Source organism: Paenibacillus sp. J22P165 (genome assembly GCF_059692015.1).
In genome coordinates, this window is record NZ_JCAUAP010000008.1 from 93,354 (window position 1) to 111,179 (window position 17,826).

Consider the following 17,826-nt stretch of genomic DNA (forward strand, 5'->3'; position numbering starts at 1 on the left):
TGCTTACAACAAAGCAAGAAGCTCTTCAGTTGTGAGTATGGCATGAGCAAAGCTTGGACCGTTAATTTCATGGGCTGCATGCATGGCTTCTTTGCTAAATGCTGAGGTTGCATCTTTGACAAGCGTAACATGGTAGCCAAGCTCCATGCCAAATCTGGCGGTCGATTCGATGCACGTATTGGCTAGCATGCCAACAACAATAATTTTCTGCATCCCATGCATCTTAAGCTGATGATCTAGATCAGTGTTTGCGAATCCACTGCTTCCCCAATGCTCTTTTATTATCACATCGCCTTGTTGTGGCTGGAAATCCGAATGGAATTCCCCTCCCCATGAATCTTTCGCAAAAACTTGTCCTTGTTTGGCTTTAAGTTGATAAGGTGTCGGGTGCAACCAGGAATCAAAATCATTAGGTTCGGATCTGTGATGGGGAACATAAAAAATACGAATGCCAGCTTTACGAGCGCCATCAACTGTCTCTTTTAGATGTTTAATTGTGTTAACAGAATCTGAGACTTCTTTCGTTCGAGGATATAGTTTGCCTTCCTCTGCCAGAAAATCATTATAAGGATCCACCAAAAGAAGACCAGTCATTGATTTATCATATATAGTTGTCATGGTTATGGGCTCCTATCTCATCAATAGCGACATGAACATTTCAAGATATGATTAATTTCCCCTTGTCCCGAATGGTTTAATCATTTAAGCAAAGCGAGATTAGGTTAGCAAAAAAGACTTTCAACCTCGCTGCCGCGCGGCTGAAAGTCTCTTTAGTATCATGCAGCCAACACTTGTTGTCTGTTTTTACGAATACGCAATGCGAACACAGCAGCTAACAAGCATACGAAGCCTGCTGCCACAAAAGGCACCGTGTAGCTGCCGAGAACATCTCGCAGGTAACCTGCCCCATAAGCGGCAATGGATGCGCCTAGCTGGTGTGCAACGAGGATCCAGCCGAACACCATACCGGCTTTTTCAGCACCAAACGTTGATGAAGTTAATTTTGCCGTCGGTGGTACCGTTGCGATCCAATCCAGCCCGTAGAATACGGCGAAAACTGTCAATTGCGTATAACCGCCTCCAAGCGCATAAGGCAAAAAGAGTAAAGATAGTCCACGTAAGCCATAATACCAAAAAAGCAACTTTCGACTGTCAAAGCGGTCTGACAACCAGCCCGACAATGTGGTACCGACGAGATCAAACATCCCCATCAGTGCTAGCAGGCTCGCTGCAGTGACGACAGGAATACTGTAATCTCCACATGCTGGGATGAGATGCGTACCGATAAGCCCGTTGGTGGAAAAGCCACAGAAGAAGAAAGTGCCTGCGAGGAGCCAAAACGTTCCACTTCGGGACACCTGCTTCAAAGTATTTAATGGCATTAAGAAAATATTGCCTTGAAACGGTGCAGGTTTCACTACCTCTTGTGCGCCAAGCGCAGGCGAGCCGACGTCCGATGGATGATTGCGCATCCAGATAGCAATAATAGGCAGCATCAGGATGAGAGCCCCCATGATAACGTAAACAGCATTACGCCAGCCTTGTTCTTCTGTTATTTTGGCTAGTAAAGGCAGAAAGAGAAGTTGCCCAGTTGCCGCGCTCGCTGTCAGCAGGCCAATAACCAAGCCTTTATGCTTCACGAACCAACGATTGGCAACCGTCACCCCTAATACATTCGCCAACGTTCCTGTGCTTAGTCCGCCTAACACTCCCCACAGCAGCACAAGCTGCCACACGGAATGAATAAATGGGGTTAACCCAAGACTAAACAACATCACAATAATCGCTGAAATCATCATACGGCGTACACCGAATTTGGCCAACATGGCAGCGGAGAAGGGCCCCATTAAACCGTATAACAGAATTCGAATCGAGATAACGCCGGAAATGGCTTCTCGCTGCCAGCCAAACTCTCGCTCTAATGACTGAATGAGAACACTGGGGAAGGAACTGATGGCCGCAGACACAATTAAAGTCATAAATACAATAAGTACGATAATCCAACCATAATATAGCTTAGAAATATGTGTATTAGCAGTTTTCATTTCTCTAACTCCTATCTTTAACTTTTAGATCTCATTCCTCTCATTTCAATAGTGACATATTCATTTCAATGATAGGAGTCAATTTCCCCTTGTCAGGAATGGTTTTAACCATTACGCGAAGTCCAATTAAGGCATTATTCAAAAAGTAGGCAACCTGATCGGCATCAAGCGTTTCAGCAAATTCTCCGGACTGTTGCCCTTCCACAATCAAATCGCGGATCATCCTTTCAGTACGTTCCCATTCCAAACGTACGCAATCCCTTGCTTCAGCATCATGGTGAGACAGTTCAACGGCAGTATTTACAATAAAGCAGCCTTGTGGAATTTCTTCCCGCTGACGAATGGTGATTTCAAACAACAGCCGTATGGCTTCTTTGGCAGATTGGGTATCATCTATACGACGTTTTAGCGACGTATCAAGATTTTCGCTATAACGCTTTAATGCGCTGATATAAAGAGATTGTTTTTCTCCGAAGGTATCATACAAGCTCCCTTTATGAATCCCCATTGTGGAGACAAGTTGCTGCATCGTTGTCTTTTCGTATCCTTGTTCCCAAAAGAGATGCATGGCTTTAAGTAACACAGCATCTTGATCAAATTCTTTTGTCCTAGCCATCCCAGTTTCCCTCCTTTCAAAGTAACAATACCATTTCAAGAACGGTCGGTCAATAATTAATTTGAACGATCGTTCTTGATATGTAATAAATAGATTTCTCAGCAACAACAAAAAGAACCGAAGTTAAAATACGGTTCTTTTTGTTCTGTATTTTACGCCCAAATGCACATTGCTATGCTCACCTATTGTAGCCGTTGCCGATTCCAGGATATGAAGAGGACTGTCTCCTCTCCCCGTACACCGGATAGGAAACTAACGGGTGTTGCTGCACTTGTGGTTCGTAACTGTCTTGCCGCACCAGAGGTTGATTCGGGCAATCGACAGGTGGACCGATCGTCGTCGTGCTTTTGATTGGTGCAAGTGCTTGCGTCACCACGGCTTGATCTAGGCAGTACGTATGTGCGAGCATGTTTCTCGGCGCCAGCCTGAGAAAATCGGAAACCGCGATGAATTCGGGAACAGGTGCATCAAATATCGCTAACAGATGTGTATCATCTTCAGTAGCCATCTCCCAGTGGAACCAACCTTGCGGAATATTAGCCACTTGGCCAGGTGTAATCGTATAGTTAAGCACGGTTTTAGTGAACGGATTCAGGATCGACACAATAGCTGCGCCACGGATGCAATATACCAGCTCAGATGCATTCTGATGAATATGCGGTTCTACGACATTTCCTTTGGACAAGTAGATGTCTAGCAGAGATACGTTGCCAAGCGTATTAAGTTGCTGAATACTCAAGGCGTTAATGAAATTATGCCTATCCTTCGTGAAAGTACGATTGTTCTTCATATCGTAGAAGTATTGCACGTTCGGAGAAGTGAAATCCATGTAAGATACGGCCATCCGCTCAGCCTCCTGATTGTAGAATCATCATTACTAAGCGTATTCCATTGTATATACAGCCATGACTATGCACGCCTTCCTGCTAAAAACAAAAAAACCGGTCTGAACCTAAGTTCACACCGGTTGGTATAGTAGCATTTCAAGCAGCAGCTGCTAATGCTAATTGTAATCGTTGAGCTGCAGCGCACTTCGTTATCTCAAAACTTCTTGTATGAATCTTTCGAGCGCTGTGATATCTGTCATGTTCTTGTTGCATTCCTCACTATTCATGCACAAGTAATTCCCAACCACTTTGTAATAATCAGGTGAAGCCTGTGCCGGCCTCGACTTGGATACCGCGGTAAATAACGCGATCTCTTCTTGCTTGTTGCATAAAAAACAATAGCCCTTTTTGTTTGTAGGGGTCATCTTCCCTTCAATCCCGACGATTTGCCCATCTAAAGGGTACACCATGAACAATTTTCCCGTTGCAATGCTGGTCCATCCCAGATAGGACAAATACCTGTTATCGATAGTCAAATCAGGAATTGGCAGTTTTTTATTTTTGTGAAACAACTTTTGGATCTGTTTTTCCGTAACTTGCGGAAAAGTGGTTCTATAAGTCTCCAACAACAGAAGGAATTGCTCGAAATCCTCTGCGGTCTGAAGCGAGAGTATAGTACGAAACAGCTCTCTTGGGATCTCCTTATCTGAATCCGAAAATAGCTCTATAATCTTGTATTCCGTGCTATCTCGGACGGCTTCTATGACCTTGCGGTCGGATACGGTTTGATACGTCCGTTGCAGATAGCTAATTTCTTTTTTAATAAAATTATATTGATGGTTTCTAATGAATTGTTCGTACATGATGACTCAGCCCCTTATCATGAAATGAAATTTAAATAAGGTGCAAAGCCCATTAATTAGAAACGATACACGCTGGACATGGGCGATGTAATCTCAAATGTTCCCCCACGCAAAGATTCGCCCCAATAAGTAGGCTTTGCATGAGTTAAGCTAGTCCCGGCAACATGATTTGCCATGGTCTACCACCTCCCGAATTCATAATTATTATGATAATACCATCTATTCATTTTTTCAAGGCACGTTTAATGGGATAAAAACACCCCATTCTGCATGACATTTTCACTAGATCATGATGCTTCTTCATAAAAACTCCACACATCAATATAGTTACTTACCGCTACCCCCTGCTAGTTTCTTGAATATATTATGTTTTATGTGGACTCTATAAAGTTTGCAAAATTCTAATAGATTTGGAGGAGATTTTGTGAGATTTGTTATGAAACTACGCATGTTTATCGAAAACAATGTAGAGCTGGTTCTTTCAAACGGAGACATCGTGAAAGGTATTCTGGCAGAAGTGAACTGTTCTTACGTTATCGTTCGGACAGCAGGCGTACTCGGTTACGATGGTGAAGAAGAAGTACTTATTCGCACCCGTCTGATTGATTATGTTCGGGTTATTTAATAAGTACCGAAAGAGATCTGAGATGACCGTTTGCCTAATTACAGTTTCGTACCGGAGTCTCGATACGCTTACCCAATTCGTAACCAACTGTGGCAAAGTTTCTTTAAGCGTTCCTATTTATTTAGGGGATGTAGAGAAGAATCTCTTGACCTTGTATGGAGAGTCTAACCATCTTGAGCCTACTGAAAAATTCGTTTTGATTACAGATGACCTTAGCGATCCATTGGAACTGAAGTGGATGATCGAAACGCTTCAAAATGGGCACTCTGATGTTATTTTAACTCAAGGGGAAGACAGGTTGGACCCAAGCTTAAGTGTTTCACCTTTGCCTCTATGGGACAGGTTAATCAACGAGTTCTCCGGTAAACCTGAGCTGGGCAGTGCCTCACTTGCGAATCTTCCCTTTGCCCTGCCCTTCTCTGAGTGGAGCTCTCACAGCGGACTTCAAATCCTTAGAAATCCTATTAAATCGCACCTCAAGTTGACCAAGTCCGAATGGCGTATAGGTGTAAACGACCGATTATCATCCCGACGATCTCCTCTCGAGCAGCATTGTGTAAAGACTTCTTTTGAGATAACTGAGCGGCTTGAAGCTTTCCTCTCTCTATTGCCTCCTCTTAGGGGAGGTTGGAATGACGGAGCTCGAAGAAGGGATATTGTCGACAGGCTAAACCAAGGCAGTTTATTATTGCCTCCTCCGTGCCCCGGCACGGACTTCTCTTTTAAAGGGAGGTCCCTTGCTGCGAAGTCGTTATCCGTTATCATCCCTGCACAGAACGAGGAAGCCACGATTGGGCAAGTCATACTGGAAGCTCAGATGCTTGCTCCAAATGAAATTATCGTGGTCATCAATGGATCAAGCGATCAGACCGAGATGATAGCCCGGGCGCATGGAGCTGTTACCCTTAGCTTTCAGGAACCGCTTGGTACAGATGTAGGCCGAGCAATTGGAGCCTATGCTGCGCAAAGTGAGATTTTGCTATTCTTGGACGGGGATTTTATCATCCCGTGGAAAGATCTTTCACCTTTCGTAGAATCTGCTGCAACCTGCTGTGATTTGGCGGTCAATCAGTTAAATCAACATTTGGGGATGCGCATGCCTCCAGGGACGGTAACAGCTCTGAAATATGCGATGAACGTCGCGCTTGGTAGAGAAGATCTCGAGAATGCATCGCTCGTTAACGTACCGTTTGCCATGAACCGGCGAGCGCTGGAAGTCATTCATTGGACAGAACTGCAGTGTCCACCCAAAGCTTATGCGCTGGGACTTCTTGGAGGGTTGCAGGGCTTGCCGGTACACCATGTTGAGGTAGACAGACTGAACCGTTACCGACATGGAAAGCATGATTTGGCGGGAGAACGATATTCTCAAGCAGCAATACAAATTATTGGCGACCACATCGAAGCCATGCATGCTATTTTGGACAGAAAAGGAGGAATGTACCATCATGATGAAGCGTGAACCCGGCATGGTCAGTGTTGTTATCACCAACTATAACCGAGAAATATATCTGAATGAATGTCTCGACAGTCTGCAACATCAAACCTATCCGAATAAAGAAGTCATATTTGTAGATGACGCCTCCACAGATCGATCGATCGAAGTCGTACAGTCGTGGATGAAGGAAAATGAGGTCAATCTCGATCGTTTTGTCCTTGTTCGCCTACCGAGAAATGTGGGCTATGCCGGTGCATTGTCCATGGGTCTATTCTTAGCCCGAGGGGAGTATATCGCCGTTCAAGACTCCGATGACTTCTCTCATAGAGCCCGTTTCGAGAAGCAGGTGAATTTCCTTCAAACCCATCCGGAACTTGCATTGGTTGGATGCAACTACGCTTCCTTTAAAAGCGAAAATACTCGACAATATATTCCGGCTAACTGGCTGAAGTACGGTGAGGAAATCCGTAAAGTTTACCAAAATGGCGGCCACTGCGTTTGCAATGGCACGATCATGTTCCGGGGAGCGATATTCGATCAGATCGGAGGACTTACAAGGCGGATCGATGGCGCTGAGGATTACGAATTTATAGTAAAGTTTCTCAATATTGGAGCGCGAATCGAGAATATTCGCGAAGTTCTGTATTACTATCGTTTACACAGCAATCAGAGGTCTCTAGCGTATTTCGGAAAAGGGGGAGATCCTACATGATCGTTTCTCCACTATCTGTGTTGATGGTACTCGATCAATTAGCTCCCGCTGGCACGGAGACGCATGTACTAAGTTTGACCAAGTCTCTGATTCAAAGAGGTCATCAAGTTGGACTGGTGTCATCCGATGGTGAACTTCGTTCCTCGTTTGAACAAGGTGGGTGTACGGTATACCTTTTGGATTCTCCTGAAGGTGGGTCTACCAATCGCTCGGAATGGACCAAGAAGCTGCAAAGTATCATGAAGATGGGCGATTTCGACTGCGTTCATGCGCATCAAACTCCCTCTGGTCTTTTGGCTGCAGAAGTTGCTAACAGTGAAGGCATCCCTTTCATTTTCACTACCCATGGGACGTATTACCCCAAAGACAGTCTTGGCTATCTCCTCTCCCAATCGAAAGCTGTGATCAGTGTAAGCAAACCTGTACAACAGTACGTACATCAAATCGGCTATCCGTCGTATTTAATTCCAAACGGTATCGACCTTGGGGAGTTTTATCCGTCCCAAAGTACCAGGGTGCGCTCGGAACTCGGCATTTCCGAATCATCCGTTCTCATCGTTTACGCTAGTCGTTTAGCCTGGGGCAAAGCGGCGGCCTGTGACATACTGCTGCGTGCTATGAAGGATCTCCATCGGTATGGCTGGCAGCAGTTCGAGCTTGTCGTCGTCGGTGACGGTCCTAAGCGGGATGCGATTCAGCGACTAGCCGATTTTATTCATAAGGAAAGCGGCAGGACGTTCATTCATTTAGCCGGGCAGCAAACTCAAATGCATGATTATTATAACGCTGCCGATATCGTGATCGGTACTGGACGAGTGGCGCTCGAGGCATTAGCTACGGAGAAACCGGTGCTCGCCATCGGCAACAATGGTTTTTTCGGATGGGTGGAACCTGAAAATTACGAGGATGCTTGGTCGCTCTATTTCGGTGATCACGGGTCGACTGCCTCACATTCACGTTATCTTTTTGCCGATCAAATTGTGAGAGGTTATCAGAGATTGGATGTCTTAAAGGCGCAAGGGCGAGAAAACAGACGGTGGGTCGAACGCTTGTTTCATAGTGAGCGTAATACGGAACAGCTGCTCCAAATCTATCGGTCAGTTTCAATGCTATCGCGAGAAAGGGGACAAATATGAAACGCATTTTATATTTAGGTTGGATTGGCTTTAATAATATCGGTGATGAGCTGATGTGGCAATTGTTTCGAGAATTAAGTTGGAAATATCTACCTTCCAAAACGTATGATGTCATCCCCTCGATTCCAGGTGTGGATATTCGTAATCACGGCCCTTACGATACGATCGTAATGGGCGGTGGATCCCTATTAATTCCTGGCTATATCGACGTTGTTTATCAGGCTATTCAAAAAAATAAAAATGTTATCATCTGGGGAAGTGGACATGATCGTCCAGAGTACACACCATTAAATGAATTAGGGCAAACCTCCCTCCATCTGGCTTATACCGGTGAACATAAACCGACTAGTGCAAAACTCGCTGAAGTTGTCAGCCAATCTGCCTTCTGCGGAGTACGAGGTCCACTCTCTCAGCAGTTTCTCCAGCATTCCGGTGTTGCCATGGAAAAAACCGTGATCAGCGGCGATCCCGCATTTCTGCTACCTAGCCCTGCCCGTTTGAAACGCGAAGGTTCGAAACGCGTCATTGGTGTCAACTGGGGAACTGCGTATAATCGGATTTTTGGTGGTAGTGAGGAAAAAGTAGAAAAGCATTTAGTCGAGGCACTGCGGCGTTTGATCTGGCAAGGTTACGAAATTACAATTTTTCCGGTATGGGGTCCTGACCGCGAAGCATGTGAGCGTCTTTACCGTAAACTTGGTGATACGGAGCATGTGAAGCTTGATCTGCGACTGCATCATTACGAGGATTTGATCGAAATCATGCAAGCCTATGACTTAACGATCAATTTCAAACTCCATAGCAATTATCTTTCCGCAGCTGCTGGAGTCCCCTTCATTTGCCTAGGCTACCGCTTTAAGTCGCTGGATTTCGGTTATTCCATTAACCTTCCAGATTATATACTGCCTACTCATCATGACCAGTTAATGGAAGCCATTCTAGATAGAGTTGCGAAGATCGAGGAAAATCAGGGCTACATTACGGAGCAATATGAGGTAAACAGGAACTCTTTCCAGACGTTGCTGGAGCTGCCATTCAAGGAAAAGCTTTTCTAAAACAAGCGTATGTGTACAAACATTCAAGCCGCGGTTTACGCGGCTATTACTTCTCCTAATTAGTATCGTTCTGATTTACTCACGTTGTTTATTAATACATAAATCGTTACATACACGGTACCAATAAATAAGCCAAATAATAAACAAAAGAAAATCGAATGACTTGTTAAACTCTCTTTTATGATGTCAGTTACTTTACTCCAATCCGTAATTGCTTCCCAACTATTTAATCGGTATTCTCTTCCCAACAAAATGCCATACCCACCTGCAACTGATGTTAAAATAACAAAACACCACGCTATAATTTTGTTGTATACATTCATTATGATGTATTGAAGTTGATACATGGATATGGCTCCAAGTAACAAACTAGTCCAAGAAAATAGATTTATAACTAAAAAATCAATCCAATACGCATAACGCATATTCGTGTTATTTACATATATCTCGTTCTTTAAATTTAAATGAATGAGATCCGTTATTACGTATGGAGAGTTCGGAAAGAAAAGCAACCATAGGATACCAATTGCAACAAGAAAAATAGTCTTTACGTTACTTCGCTTGTAAATTAAATAAATCAACGTAGATAAAACAAAAGGAATCCAAGCCAAAAATAAATTCCAGATTAAGAAATCATAATAGGTTTTATTCCTACAAATGATATAAACAACAATATTCAATATAGACAGGCTGACTAGAAAGACAAATAGGCTTTTATGGTTTAGATCCTTCATTAAAAATCCCCTTTAGGTTACTAAAATCCCCGATTTACGGGGATCTGGTTACTTCAACTTGATCTCAAATGGTTGCTCAATCCAAGATGGATAGTTTGTAATTTCAAATGTGAATGGATTTGTAAAAGGTTTATCTAAGATTAATTGTGTGCTTATCATACTCTCTTTGCCGTCTACGTTCGTGGAGGTCGTGCGATAGCTTCCCCATCGAAACTCCGCCCCACTCGCATCATGTACCTTTCCATCAAGAATGGAAAACCCGAAATGGTCTCGATCCGGATCCGATTGGACACCTAATACGATGCTATAATGATCATCAGCAGCTTTATCTACGGTTATGATTCGAACTTTATCGTCTGGCGCTTGCACGATTCTTTTCTCATCCAAATTGAGCTTCATTTCCAGTTTCGATTTATCTAGTGCCATGATGCGGCTTCCTTTTAAAACAAGATGCTTCGGCTTGGAAAAAAAGGCACTCTCAAACTGCAGTGTTTGTCCCCCGTCTTGATTACCAAACCAGCCTTGATTACGAAGTTCCTCACCTGTATCCGTTACAATTCGTAAGTCATTTATTCCAAACAGCTTCATCGAATTACTTGCATTGAATGCGACTTCAACTTGAATGCTAGTGGGATTAATCGTAACTTCCTTAAACAACACACGTTGACCATCCACAGTAACAGTTTGCCCAAGCTGAATCGTTTCTTTCAACCCTTTAAATCGCGCTTTATCAATGGGAATGACAGCGTTCCATGTTTTATTTTCGAAAGGCATCAGCCTAAAACTAACCCCAACGCGATCGGGCATCTTTTGATCAGCGGAAAATGTTATATCCATCCTATCTAGAAATTCCTGTCTCGGCTCCCCATGTGTACCTGTCGTTGCATAACCAAAACCGATTCCAACTGGAAGCTCTTCTCCTGTATCGGCATCATATATCCGAAGATGATCGTAAGGTATCGTTTCTACTGCAGATGGCATTTTCATAGTGAAAAATACATTTAACCGAGTATCGTCGGCTATTATACCTTGAACTGTAAACGTGACACCGTCATGACTGTCGCTCACTTCCATCGGCTGTACGAATTCGCTCCTGACAGCTCCCTGAAGCCCTTTGTCGCCAGCCACCAATGTTACGATACCCGATAGGCCGGGCAATCCCGCAATAAATGAAGCAAATGCAGGAGATACGCGTACCATACCAAGTAAAAACATGCCCACGATCAGCATACTTACAGCTGTTGCATAACGTCGGCGAGCACGTTGACGGTTCCGTCTTTTTGACATGCTCATCCCTTGTCGTATCACTTCATCTAGTTGGGTTGGTATCGCAAAAGCCTGTAATTCCGCCCCTTCTTCCTGTAATAGCTCTTCCAATCCATTCTCAGATTTAAGCAAAGCAAGTTACCTCCTCGCCAAGTGTTTGCCGCAGCTTGACAAGCGCTTTATGCAGCCTTGTTTTGACTGTACCTTCTGGACATTCGAGCAATGCGGCGACCTCGCTCAATGTAAATTGCTGATAGTATTTTAATATAATGATTTCCTTCTGCTCAGGAGGCAACTGATCCACGGCTTGACGAAGGCTGACCCTCGTGTCGCTCGTATCTTCAAAACCTGATCTTTTTGATTCTTTCCCTGTATAAGCCGTCTTTCGTTTCCTTCGATATTCATCCGCACAGGCATTTAGTAAAATGCGTACAAGCCAAGTATCGAAATACTCGGGCTGCTTTAGCTTTTTCAGGTTTTGGAAAGCTCGACATACCGTCTCTTGAACGGCATCTAATGCATCCGTTTCATTATGAAGGTAGCCAATAGCAATCCGAAACAGCCGCTCCTTTCGCGTTTCCAATAACGCAAGGAAGGCGTCTTCCTTTCCTGCTTTTGCTGCTGCTACCCAATCTTTCGTATCCAGCCAAAACCCCTCCTTGCCGTTTTCCTACCTATTAGACTGCAAAAAGATGGAAACAGTTTTGGTAGGCGTTTACTTTTTTAGTTCAATGCCAAAAAAAAGCAGCGCAAGAGTCGCGCTGCATCCATACGTCAATTACTTATATTTCAGCTGACATGAACAATCATTTAGCTGGAGGAATACTTTGCGGATTATTAAACACGTTATTAGGGTCATACTTAGCCTTTACTCTCCGCAATCGCGCGTAGTTTTTTCCGTAATAGACCGGTCCCGAACATTTGATCCCTTGATCAGGAACATTTATATAAGACCCTACAATATAAGGTTGAAGCTTCTTCCTTGTGTTCCTAGTTAAGGCAATATTTTGAGCAGCATGAGAAGGTTTAACCCATGAACTGTTCCATTCAACGTAGAACTTTGGATCACGCCAGTAGAACGCGGTAGCTTTAGGAGCTATGCGTTTTATAGCCCCACCCCAGTTGAGGAAGTAGAACCCGGCTGGAGTACCTGCCTCTGCTTTTTCTAGGAATGTACGCATCGTCTTATAGGCCTTATCTGGAAATGGACGTCTGCCAAACCCACTGGAGAATTGATTGCTGAATTTCTGAGTAAGTACCGGATCAGGAGCTAATAAGAACTTCGTTGCTTCCAAGTATGGTAGGAACTTGATGGTTTTTTGAGTCGGAGTTCCAACACTTAAAATGGGTTCTAGAAAGTGAAGTGCTTCTTTTTTTGAACCGAGATATAGTCCTAACATACTAACATTGCCGCCTTTTTTAGGACCAACCGATAACTCACTGCCTAGTTTGGTGCTTGTGGAAGGCGCCCATAGCTGCCATTTTTTTACGACATCTTCGAACTGTTCCCATGGCCACGTGACCTGGAAGACGGTAACCTTGGCTGGTGCTCGAAGCACTTTAAATTTATATTTGGTGTATACACCAAAGTTCCCGCCACCACCTCCACGCGAAGCCCATAGAAGATCTGAGTTACGTTTTTTGTTAGCAATAATGACTCGTCCCTTGGCGTCAACCATTTCGATTCCGAGTAAATTATCACAAATGAGGCCTGTTGTCCGTTGGAGTGGACCGATTCCGCCGCCGAGTGCGATTCCGCCGATTCCAACAGTAGGACTGTCACCAAAGGGAGCTATAAAACCTTTACGGGCAAGCGTGTCTACTATTCTTCCCACCCGATTGCCTGATTCCACAACAACAGTTCCGAGCTTTCTATTGAGTTGAATTTTCTTCATTTCACTAACATCAATTACAATGCCGCCATTAACTTGTGACAGGTTTGGTTCTAAAGCATGTCTTCCACTTCTTGGCCGAATGGGGACATTATTTTTACGTGCCCATTTAATTGCATTGGCCACATCCTTTGAACTTTGAGCGAACACAAATACTTTTGGAAATTTATTCGTATGGGGATCCCAATTCTTTCGTGCCGTATCATATCCCAAATCACCTTTAAAGATCACACGTCCCGTAAGTCCTGTTTTTGATATCACAACTCCAACTCCCTATGAGCTATTGACAAATCATGCGGACATAAGTCATACATCCTATAACGTATGAAGGATATTTGTCGAAGGTATAGGCTTATGCTTATAGGGAGGGTATCTATTTACGTCATATATGGTTATTTCTATTTTTCATAAATCATGTATTGTTATTTCGCTTCTAACCAAAAATCTAGCATTGATTCCTGTTTGACCGATACCCTTGGATATGTAGTAAGCCCCATTCGATTGTTTATGCAATCCCTTATAAATACCCATTCTAGGTAACTTACCTGCGTCTTTTATTTTAAAGAAATAAGGAATATTGAATTGTTTACCATGAAGATGACCAGCCATTAAATAGTCATATGCTTTATCTATGTGTAGGACTACGTTAGGATCGTGCGTAATAATGAGTTTCGGTTTACTGGGATCAACGGTTTGAAACGCAGCATCAATGTCACTCTTATGTGAATCGAAATCATCAATACCTATTAAATCAAACTTCTCCAAGTGCAGCGACTCATTTCTTAACAAATGAAGCCCATATTTTCTTAAAAGTTGGACAAGTTCCGTTACATTTTTCTGCTGATAATCATGGTTACCAAGCACGCAGTAGATAGGTACATGACAAATGGACAGCGCTCTTAAGTACGCTTCTAGTCTAGGAAGGCTTTTGCGGTGCTTGGTAAAATCGCCAGTTATAAAAATATAATCGGGTTTTTCTTTATCGATAATGGCAGCTATTCTAGCTGGACTAATACGTAACCGCTCAACATGCAAATCACTAATTTGGAGGATTCTCAAGTTAAGCTGAAGTGGATATGCGATTCGCTCCATTTTTAGCCATTGTGTAGGTAAGATAAAGCTTATGTAGAACAAAAGGATGAACAGCAATATGTAAAGGCAATTCAATAAATTCCCTTCCAAGTACTCCCTCCTTCCCAATAAGAATTTTATTTAGGATGTCATGAATAGATTTCGCTCTAATAACATCCCGACGTGTTCAGCCACAACTTTAGGCGATTCTGTCATTTCATTCCTTATATACGCTTCGATTATGCCTGCAATAGCAGTCCCCAAGAATGTGAGAATAATCCCTTTATTTAACCCTTTATTAATTCCTTGGGTAATATCTACTTCATGTTGTAATTGTTCAATAAGAAACGCCAGAAGACGACTACGAAATGTCGTGACTCCATTGCTTGCGAGCATCGTTGAAAAAAATGTCTGATTGCGATCAAAATGTTCAAAGATCATCACATTTGCTGATACGAAATCTAAGTCTGAAGTTGATTCGCAAATTTTCCTCAATTCGTTGATATGTTCTTCAATCAGTTTATCTAGTAGATCGAACTTATCTAAATAGTGGTGATAAATGGTTCTTCGACCGACATTTGCTCGATCGGAAATATCTTGGATCGTAATTTCATTAAAATTTTTCTGAGACATCAATTCTATAAAAGCGCTTTTGATTGATTCTCGAGATTTGACAACTCTTCTATCGATCACGTGCATGTTATCATCACCAGTCTTTTATCATCGTATTGCACAATAAGTTACCATATGTGCCATTAGGCACAAAAATCGCTTTTTTGATAATTGTAGATGGCAAAATTTCACTTTATATTATACACATATGTGCCATATCGCATCAACATGCAAGATCAAAAGGAGATTAGGGATGAATATTACAATACATCTAAAGAACGTACGTACGCCTGGAAGGTTAGAGGTTCCTATTGTCATTCAACCGAGTCATCCGAGTCATACTATCTACACATAACGAAATGAACCAAGTCGAAAGTGTGCAAAAAGCGCAATTGACACTTGAAACTGAAGCATTAAGTTGGTCAAGTGACCCTGTGCGCTCCGCACGGCTAAGAAGTAAAGCTGCTGAGTTAGATGGCAAAATTATAGATACTTCTCAAAAAGTTATGCATACTTTGAATCATGTTAATGAACATAGTAACGAGGATATTCAAACTCCGTTACCTACTGACGAAAACGGTGAAAATGAAAAACCAGTCACTAATCCTAGTGTTGAATCCGTTACGGAGGAAAATAAAAAGACTCTCCCTATGAATAAGACGCTATAAAGCAAATGAAACAAACCATTCCTTTTATCCGGGAATGGTTTGTTTTTATGATGAATGCCGTTACTTCATTCTTACTGCTTGAGAAACCTTACTGCATCGGCGATTGTGTACCCCGGCGCAGAGGCTACAATCTTAACTGAATTGTTCGTAGAGGATGCGGTGAATGTATAAGTACCTAGATCAACCCACGTATTCCCATTCAAAGTTTGATTTACGGTTTTCGTTGTATCCATCAAGCCGCCGTAGGTAATTTCCAATGGAGCGGTTGTCGGACGGTTCGCTGCAGCAGCCCAACGCATAAATACTTTATAATTCCCTGCTTCCGTAATCGTCGGTGTCCATACGGCGGATTTATCCGCATTTGCAGCGGCGGCTCCATCATGTAAGTAATTTGTGTTATAGTAGCCAGCGTCAAATGTGCTGGATGTCCATGTACCCGTTGTTGTGAAAGCAGGTGCCGAATCGTTATTGTCCACGATTACTTCAACTTGAACGCCTTTTACTAGTACGTTATCAATCGTAGCTACTTGATTGTAAGTACGGATCCCGATTTTGCCTGCTGTATGTGAGGTGTCATTGACGGTTAGCTCGTTCACCCCATTCACCGATCCAACAAGCGTACTGCCTTTCATCGATAGTTTAAGGTTATATACGGTATTCGGGTTCACTGTATAGGATTTGTAGGCCAGCGTTGTAAATGTCCCATTCACCTTTTTGAGCAATTGAACTTGATTCGTACTAAGCCTCAATAAGTAGTAGTTGTTATTGTCTACAAATCTGCCAATGATACCTGTCGCTGCTCCAGATGTAGCCGATTTCGGACTAATATCCGCTTGAATGTCGTAATTCGTCCAGTATCCGTCGCCTGCCGTTGCAACTGCCTCAGCGGCGATGTTCGTAGATTGTTCGTAAGCATACGTTGCATCTGTAACGACCGACCAGCTGCCGTTAAGTGCTGTCCAGCCCTGCGCATTGCCATCTTCAAAATTATCCGATAGTAATGTCTGCATGACAGGTTCTGTCGGTACAACAGGAGTCCATGTACCTGCAGCTGCATCAATCTCCCAATTTTTATACCCATTTATGGTTGGAACTCCCGCACTATTAAATGTTAAGGGGTACCATCCATTTCTGCCTATCCCTTTACTACCATCCCAACCATTATTGGTCCAGCGGTCGCCGAGATAAACATACATCAATCCCTCCGTTCCTTGGATCGGTAGAACTTGGTCAATCTGCGTATCAAATGAATTGCCTGAACTTGGCGATGTCAGTATGTCCCATTTGTACGTCCAGGCTCCCGATAAGCTACTTGTAGTGTAATAATAAGAAGGTGTTGATTTGAAACCGTTCGTCATTGAGGCAAACAGATAATACTGGGATCCACGCTTAATTAATGTTGTTGCTTCTTTATTACCTTCCGTCCATCCAAAATATTTCGTGCTTTCCGCAATGTCTAGATAATTGCTAGTCAATTTACTAAGTTGGAATCCACCGTTCCAATTCGAGCCAACATCCACCGTAAACGTAATGTACGTACTGCCATCATCGTCAGTGAAAATAGAACCTAAATCGCCCATGCTATATCCATTTGGCCTCGCAATGTATCTTTGAAACGTAAATGGACCTTCTGCTGAAGTACTTGTGAAAAAAGCTAATTTATTCCGTCCGAAAACGGCAATATTATTATCGAAACTATTCCACTCTGTAATCATGACATACTGAGAGTTTGCACTATTATAGGCAACCACAGGTCTACCAATCCATTGACCGGAGTCAAATCGTTTTGTTTTCCCAGGTGCATATGTCCCTTCTTGCTCATCCAGTTTGGGATTGATGGTACTGAAATCAACGATCCCCTTACCGCTTGGTACGGTACTTGCTTGTTTCGTCCAATTCACCAAATCAGTTGATTTGAGCAAGTTTACATTTTTAACGCCAGATTCGGAATAGTCCATGCCATACCATAGGAATGTATCGTCTTCCTTGATCATCCAACCGCCTTGCGCCCAAATCGGATTACCCGCCGTATCGTTCCAAACGCTTTGGTCTGTATTTGACATAACTGACGCTGCCTTTGCCGATTGCGCAACACCTAAGATTAATAAAATTAATAGTACAGCTAGCGAAGCCGTAACAACTTTCCTTGCGCTTTGAATACCATGCCTAATTATCATCTCGATCACCCTTTCGAATACTTGTATTAACTTACAAAATCCAATCGCAATACGAGCAAAACGATTGCCCTTTGTGCATTCCTCCCCTC

General features: G+C 43.1%; 18 protein-coding genes. 6 read left to right on the plus strand and 12 right to left on the minus strand.

Annotation, left to right across the window (positions count from 1 at the left end; translation table 11 throughout):
• Positions 1 to 3: 3 nt before the first annotated feature.
• From AC58QM_RS20545 to AC58QM_RS20565, 5 genes are all read right to left on the minus strand, one after another.
• Positions 4 to 618, minus strand: a complete 615-nt coding sequence (locus tag AC58QM_RS20545) for a cysteine hydrolase family protein (RefSeq protein ID WP_497286717.1) — start codon at positions 616 to 618, stop codon at positions 4 to 6.
• A 158-nt stretch (positions 619 to 776) separates the two neighbouring features.
• Positions 777 to 2,045, minus strand: coding sequence for an MFS transporter (locus tag AC58QM_RS20550; RefSeq protein WP_497286718.1), 1,269 nt, complete (start codon positions 2,043 to 2,045; stop codon positions 777 to 779).
• A 40-nt stretch (positions 2,046 to 2,085) separates the two neighbouring features.
• Positions 2,086 to 2,661 (minus strand): TetR/AcrR family transcriptional regulator, encoded by a 576-nt coding sequence (locus tag AC58QM_RS20555; protein ID WP_497286719.1) that lies wholly within the window; start codon positions 2,659 to 2,661, stop codon positions 2,086 to 2,088.
• 178 nt (positions 2,662 to 2,839) lie between these two features.
• Positions 2,840 to 3,505 carry a cupin domain-containing protein gene (locus AC58QM_RS20560; protein ID WP_497286720.1) on the minus strand — a complete coding sequence of 222 codons (666 nt, stop codon included), beginning with the start codon at positions 3,503 to 3,505 and terminating at the stop codon, positions 2,840 to 2,842.
• A 192-nt stretch (positions 3,506 to 3,697) separates the two neighbouring features.
• On the minus strand, positions 3,698 to 4,351 hold the full coding sequence (locus AC58QM_RS20565) for a FusB/FusC family EF-G-binding protein (RefSeq protein ID WP_497286721.1): 654 nt from the start codon (positions 4,349 to 4,351) through the stop codon (positions 3,698 to 3,700).
• A 424-nt stretch (positions 4,352 to 4,775) separates the two neighbouring features.
• Between AC58QM_RS20565 and AC58QM_RS20570 the strand changes: the two genes are divergently transcribed.
• From AC58QM_RS20570 to AC58QM_RS20590, 5 genes are read left to right on the plus strand one after another with little or no spacing between them, the layout of a single operon-like run.
• Positions 4,776 to 4,976, plus strand: a complete 201-nt coding sequence (locus AC58QM_RS20570) for a hypothetical protein (RefSeq protein WP_497286722.1) — start codon at positions 4,776 to 4,778, stop codon at positions 4,974 to 4,976.
• A gap of 22 nt (positions 4,977 to 4,998) precedes the next feature.
• The gene (locus AC58QM_RS20575; protein ID WP_497286723.1) at positions 4,999 to 6,438 is read left to right on the plus strand and encodes a glycosyltransferase family 2 protein; all 1,440 of its coding nucleotides are present in this window, start codon (positions 4,999 to 5,001) and stop codon (positions 6,436 to 6,438) included.
• Complete coding sequence (locus AC58QM_RS20580) at positions 6,422 to 7,126, plus strand: glycosyltransferase family 2 protein (RefSeq protein WP_497287098.1); 705 nt, start codon at positions 6,422 to 6,424, stop codon at positions 7,124 to 7,126. Before AC58QM_RS20575 ends, AC58QM_RS20580 begins: the two co-directional genes overlap by 17 nt.
• Positions 7,123 to 8,262 carry a glycosyltransferase family 4 protein gene (locus AC58QM_RS20585; protein WP_497286724.1) on the plus strand — a complete coding sequence of 380 codons (1,140 nt, stop codon included), beginning with the start codon at positions 7,123 to 7,125 and terminating at the stop codon, positions 8,260 to 8,262. Before AC58QM_RS20580 ends, AC58QM_RS20585 begins: the two co-directional genes overlap by 4 nt.
• Positions 8,259 to 9,317 carry a polysaccharide pyruvyl transferase family protein gene (locus AC58QM_RS20590; RefSeq protein ID WP_497286725.1) on the plus strand — a complete coding sequence of 353 codons (1,059 nt, stop codon included), beginning with the start codon at positions 8,259 to 8,261 and terminating at the stop codon, positions 9,315 to 9,317. Before AC58QM_RS20585 ends, AC58QM_RS20590 begins: the two co-directional genes overlap by 4 nt.
• Before the next feature lie 59 nt (positions 9,318 to 9,376).
• Here the strand turns inward: AC58QM_RS20590 and AC58QM_RS20595 are convergent, their stop codons facing one another.
• From AC58QM_RS20595 to AC58QM_RS20620, 6 genes are all read right to left on the minus strand, one after another.
• Positions 9,377 to 10,051 carry a DUF1361 domain-containing protein gene (locus AC58QM_RS20595; RefSeq protein ID WP_497286726.1) on the minus strand — a complete coding sequence of 225 codons (675 nt, stop codon included), beginning with the start codon at positions 10,049 to 10,051 and terminating at the stop codon, positions 9,377 to 9,379.
• 48 nt (positions 10,052 to 10,099) lie between these two features.
• A complete protein-coding gene (locus AC58QM_RS20600; RefSeq protein WP_497286727.1) occupies positions 10,100 to 11,449 on the minus strand; it encodes a DUF4179 domain-containing protein in 1,350 nt (449 codons plus the stop codon).
• On the minus strand, positions 11,442 to 11,963 hold the full coding sequence (locus AC58QM_RS20605) for a sigma-70 family RNA polymerase sigma factor (protein ID WP_497287099.1): 522 nt from the start codon (positions 11,961 to 11,963) through the stop codon (positions 11,442 to 11,444). The genes AC58QM_RS20600 and AC58QM_RS20605 overlap by 8 nt, the downstream gene beginning before the upstream one ends.
• A gap of 160 nt (positions 11,964 to 12,123) precedes the next feature.
• Positions 12,124 to 13,467, minus strand: a complete 1,344-nt coding sequence (locus AC58QM_RS20610) for an FAD-binding oxidoreductase (protein ID WP_497287100.1) — start codon at positions 13,465 to 13,467, stop codon at positions 12,124 to 12,126.
• A 147-nt stretch (positions 13,468 to 13,614) separates the two neighbouring features.
• Entirely contained in the window at positions 13,615 to 14,391 is a 777-nt protein-coding gene (locus tag AC58QM_RS20615) for a metallophosphoesterase (RefSeq protein ID WP_497286728.1), read from the minus strand.
• Between the two features lie 30 nt (positions 14,392 to 14,421).
• Positions 14,422 to 14,979: a TetR/AcrR family transcriptional regulator gene (locus AC58QM_RS20620; RefSeq protein ID WP_497286729.1), complete on the minus strand. Its 558-nt coding sequence runs from the start codon at positions 14,977 to 14,979 to the stop codon at positions 14,422 to 14,424.
• Between the two features lie 224 nt (positions 14,980 to 15,203).
• Between AC58QM_RS20620 and AC58QM_RS20625 the strand changes: the two genes are divergently transcribed.
• Positions 15,204 to 15,560, plus strand: coding sequence for a hypothetical protein (locus tag AC58QM_RS20625; protein ID WP_497286730.1), 357 nt, complete (start codon positions 15,204 to 15,206; stop codon positions 15,558 to 15,560).
• Between the two features lie 71 nt (positions 15,561 to 15,631).
• Here AC58QM_RS20625 and AC58QM_RS20630 read toward each other — a convergent pair whose 3' ends face one another.
• The gene (locus tag AC58QM_RS20630; protein WP_497286731.1) at positions 15,632 to 17,737 is read right to left on the minus strand and encodes a golvesin C-terminal-like domain-containing protein; all 2,106 of its coding nucleotides are present in this window, start codon (positions 17,735 to 17,737) and stop codon (positions 15,632 to 15,634) included.
• Positions 17,738 to 17,826: the final 89 nt, after the last annotated feature.

Excerpts from the sequence above, each read along its gene's own strand:
- AC58QM_RS20555 (WP_497286719.1), bottom strand. The coding sequence starts at position 2,661 with ATGGCTAGGACAAAAGAATTTGATCAAGATGCTGTGTTACTTAAAGCC.
- AC58QM_RS20565 (WP_497286721.1), bottom strand. The coding sequence starts at position 4,351 with ATGTACGAACAATTCATTAGAAACCATCAATATAATTTTATTAAAAAA.
- AC58QM_RS20585 (WP_497286724.1), top strand. The coding sequence starts at position 7,123 with ATGATCGTTTCTCCACTATCTGTGTTGATGGTACTCGATCAATTAGCT.
- AC58QM_RS20575 (WP_497286723.1), top strand. The coding sequence starts at position 4,999 with ATGACCGTTTGCCTAATTACAGTTTCGTACCGGAGTCTCGATACGCTT.
- AC58QM_RS20620 (WP_497286729.1), bottom strand. The coding sequence starts at position 14,979 with ATGCACGTGATCGATAGAAGAGTTGTCAAATCTCGAGAATCAATCAAA.
- AC58QM_RS20595 (WP_497286726.1), bottom strand. The coding sequence starts at position 10,051 with ATGAAGGATCTAAACCATAAAAGCCTATTTGTCTTTCTAGTCAGCCTG.
- AC58QM_RS20550 (WP_497286718.1), bottom strand. The coding sequence starts at position 2,045 with ATGAAAACTGCTAATACACATATTTCTAAGCTATATTATGGTTGGATT.
- AC58QM_RS20560 (WP_497286720.1), bottom strand. The coding sequence starts at position 3,505 with ATGGCCGTATCTTACATGGATTTCACTTCTCCGAACGTGCAATACTTC.
- AC58QM_RS20545 (WP_497286717.1), bottom strand. The coding sequence starts at position 618 with ATGACAACTATATATGATAAATCAATGACTGGTCTTCTTTTGGTGGAT.
- AC58QM_RS20590 (WP_497286725.1), top strand. The coding sequence starts at position 8,259 with ATGAAACGCATTTTATATTTAGGTTGGATTGGCTTTAATAATATCGGT.
- AC58QM_RS20630 (WP_497286731.1), bottom strand. The coding sequence starts at position 17,737 with ATGATAATTAGGCATGGTATTCAAAGCGCAAGGAAAGTTGTTACGGCT.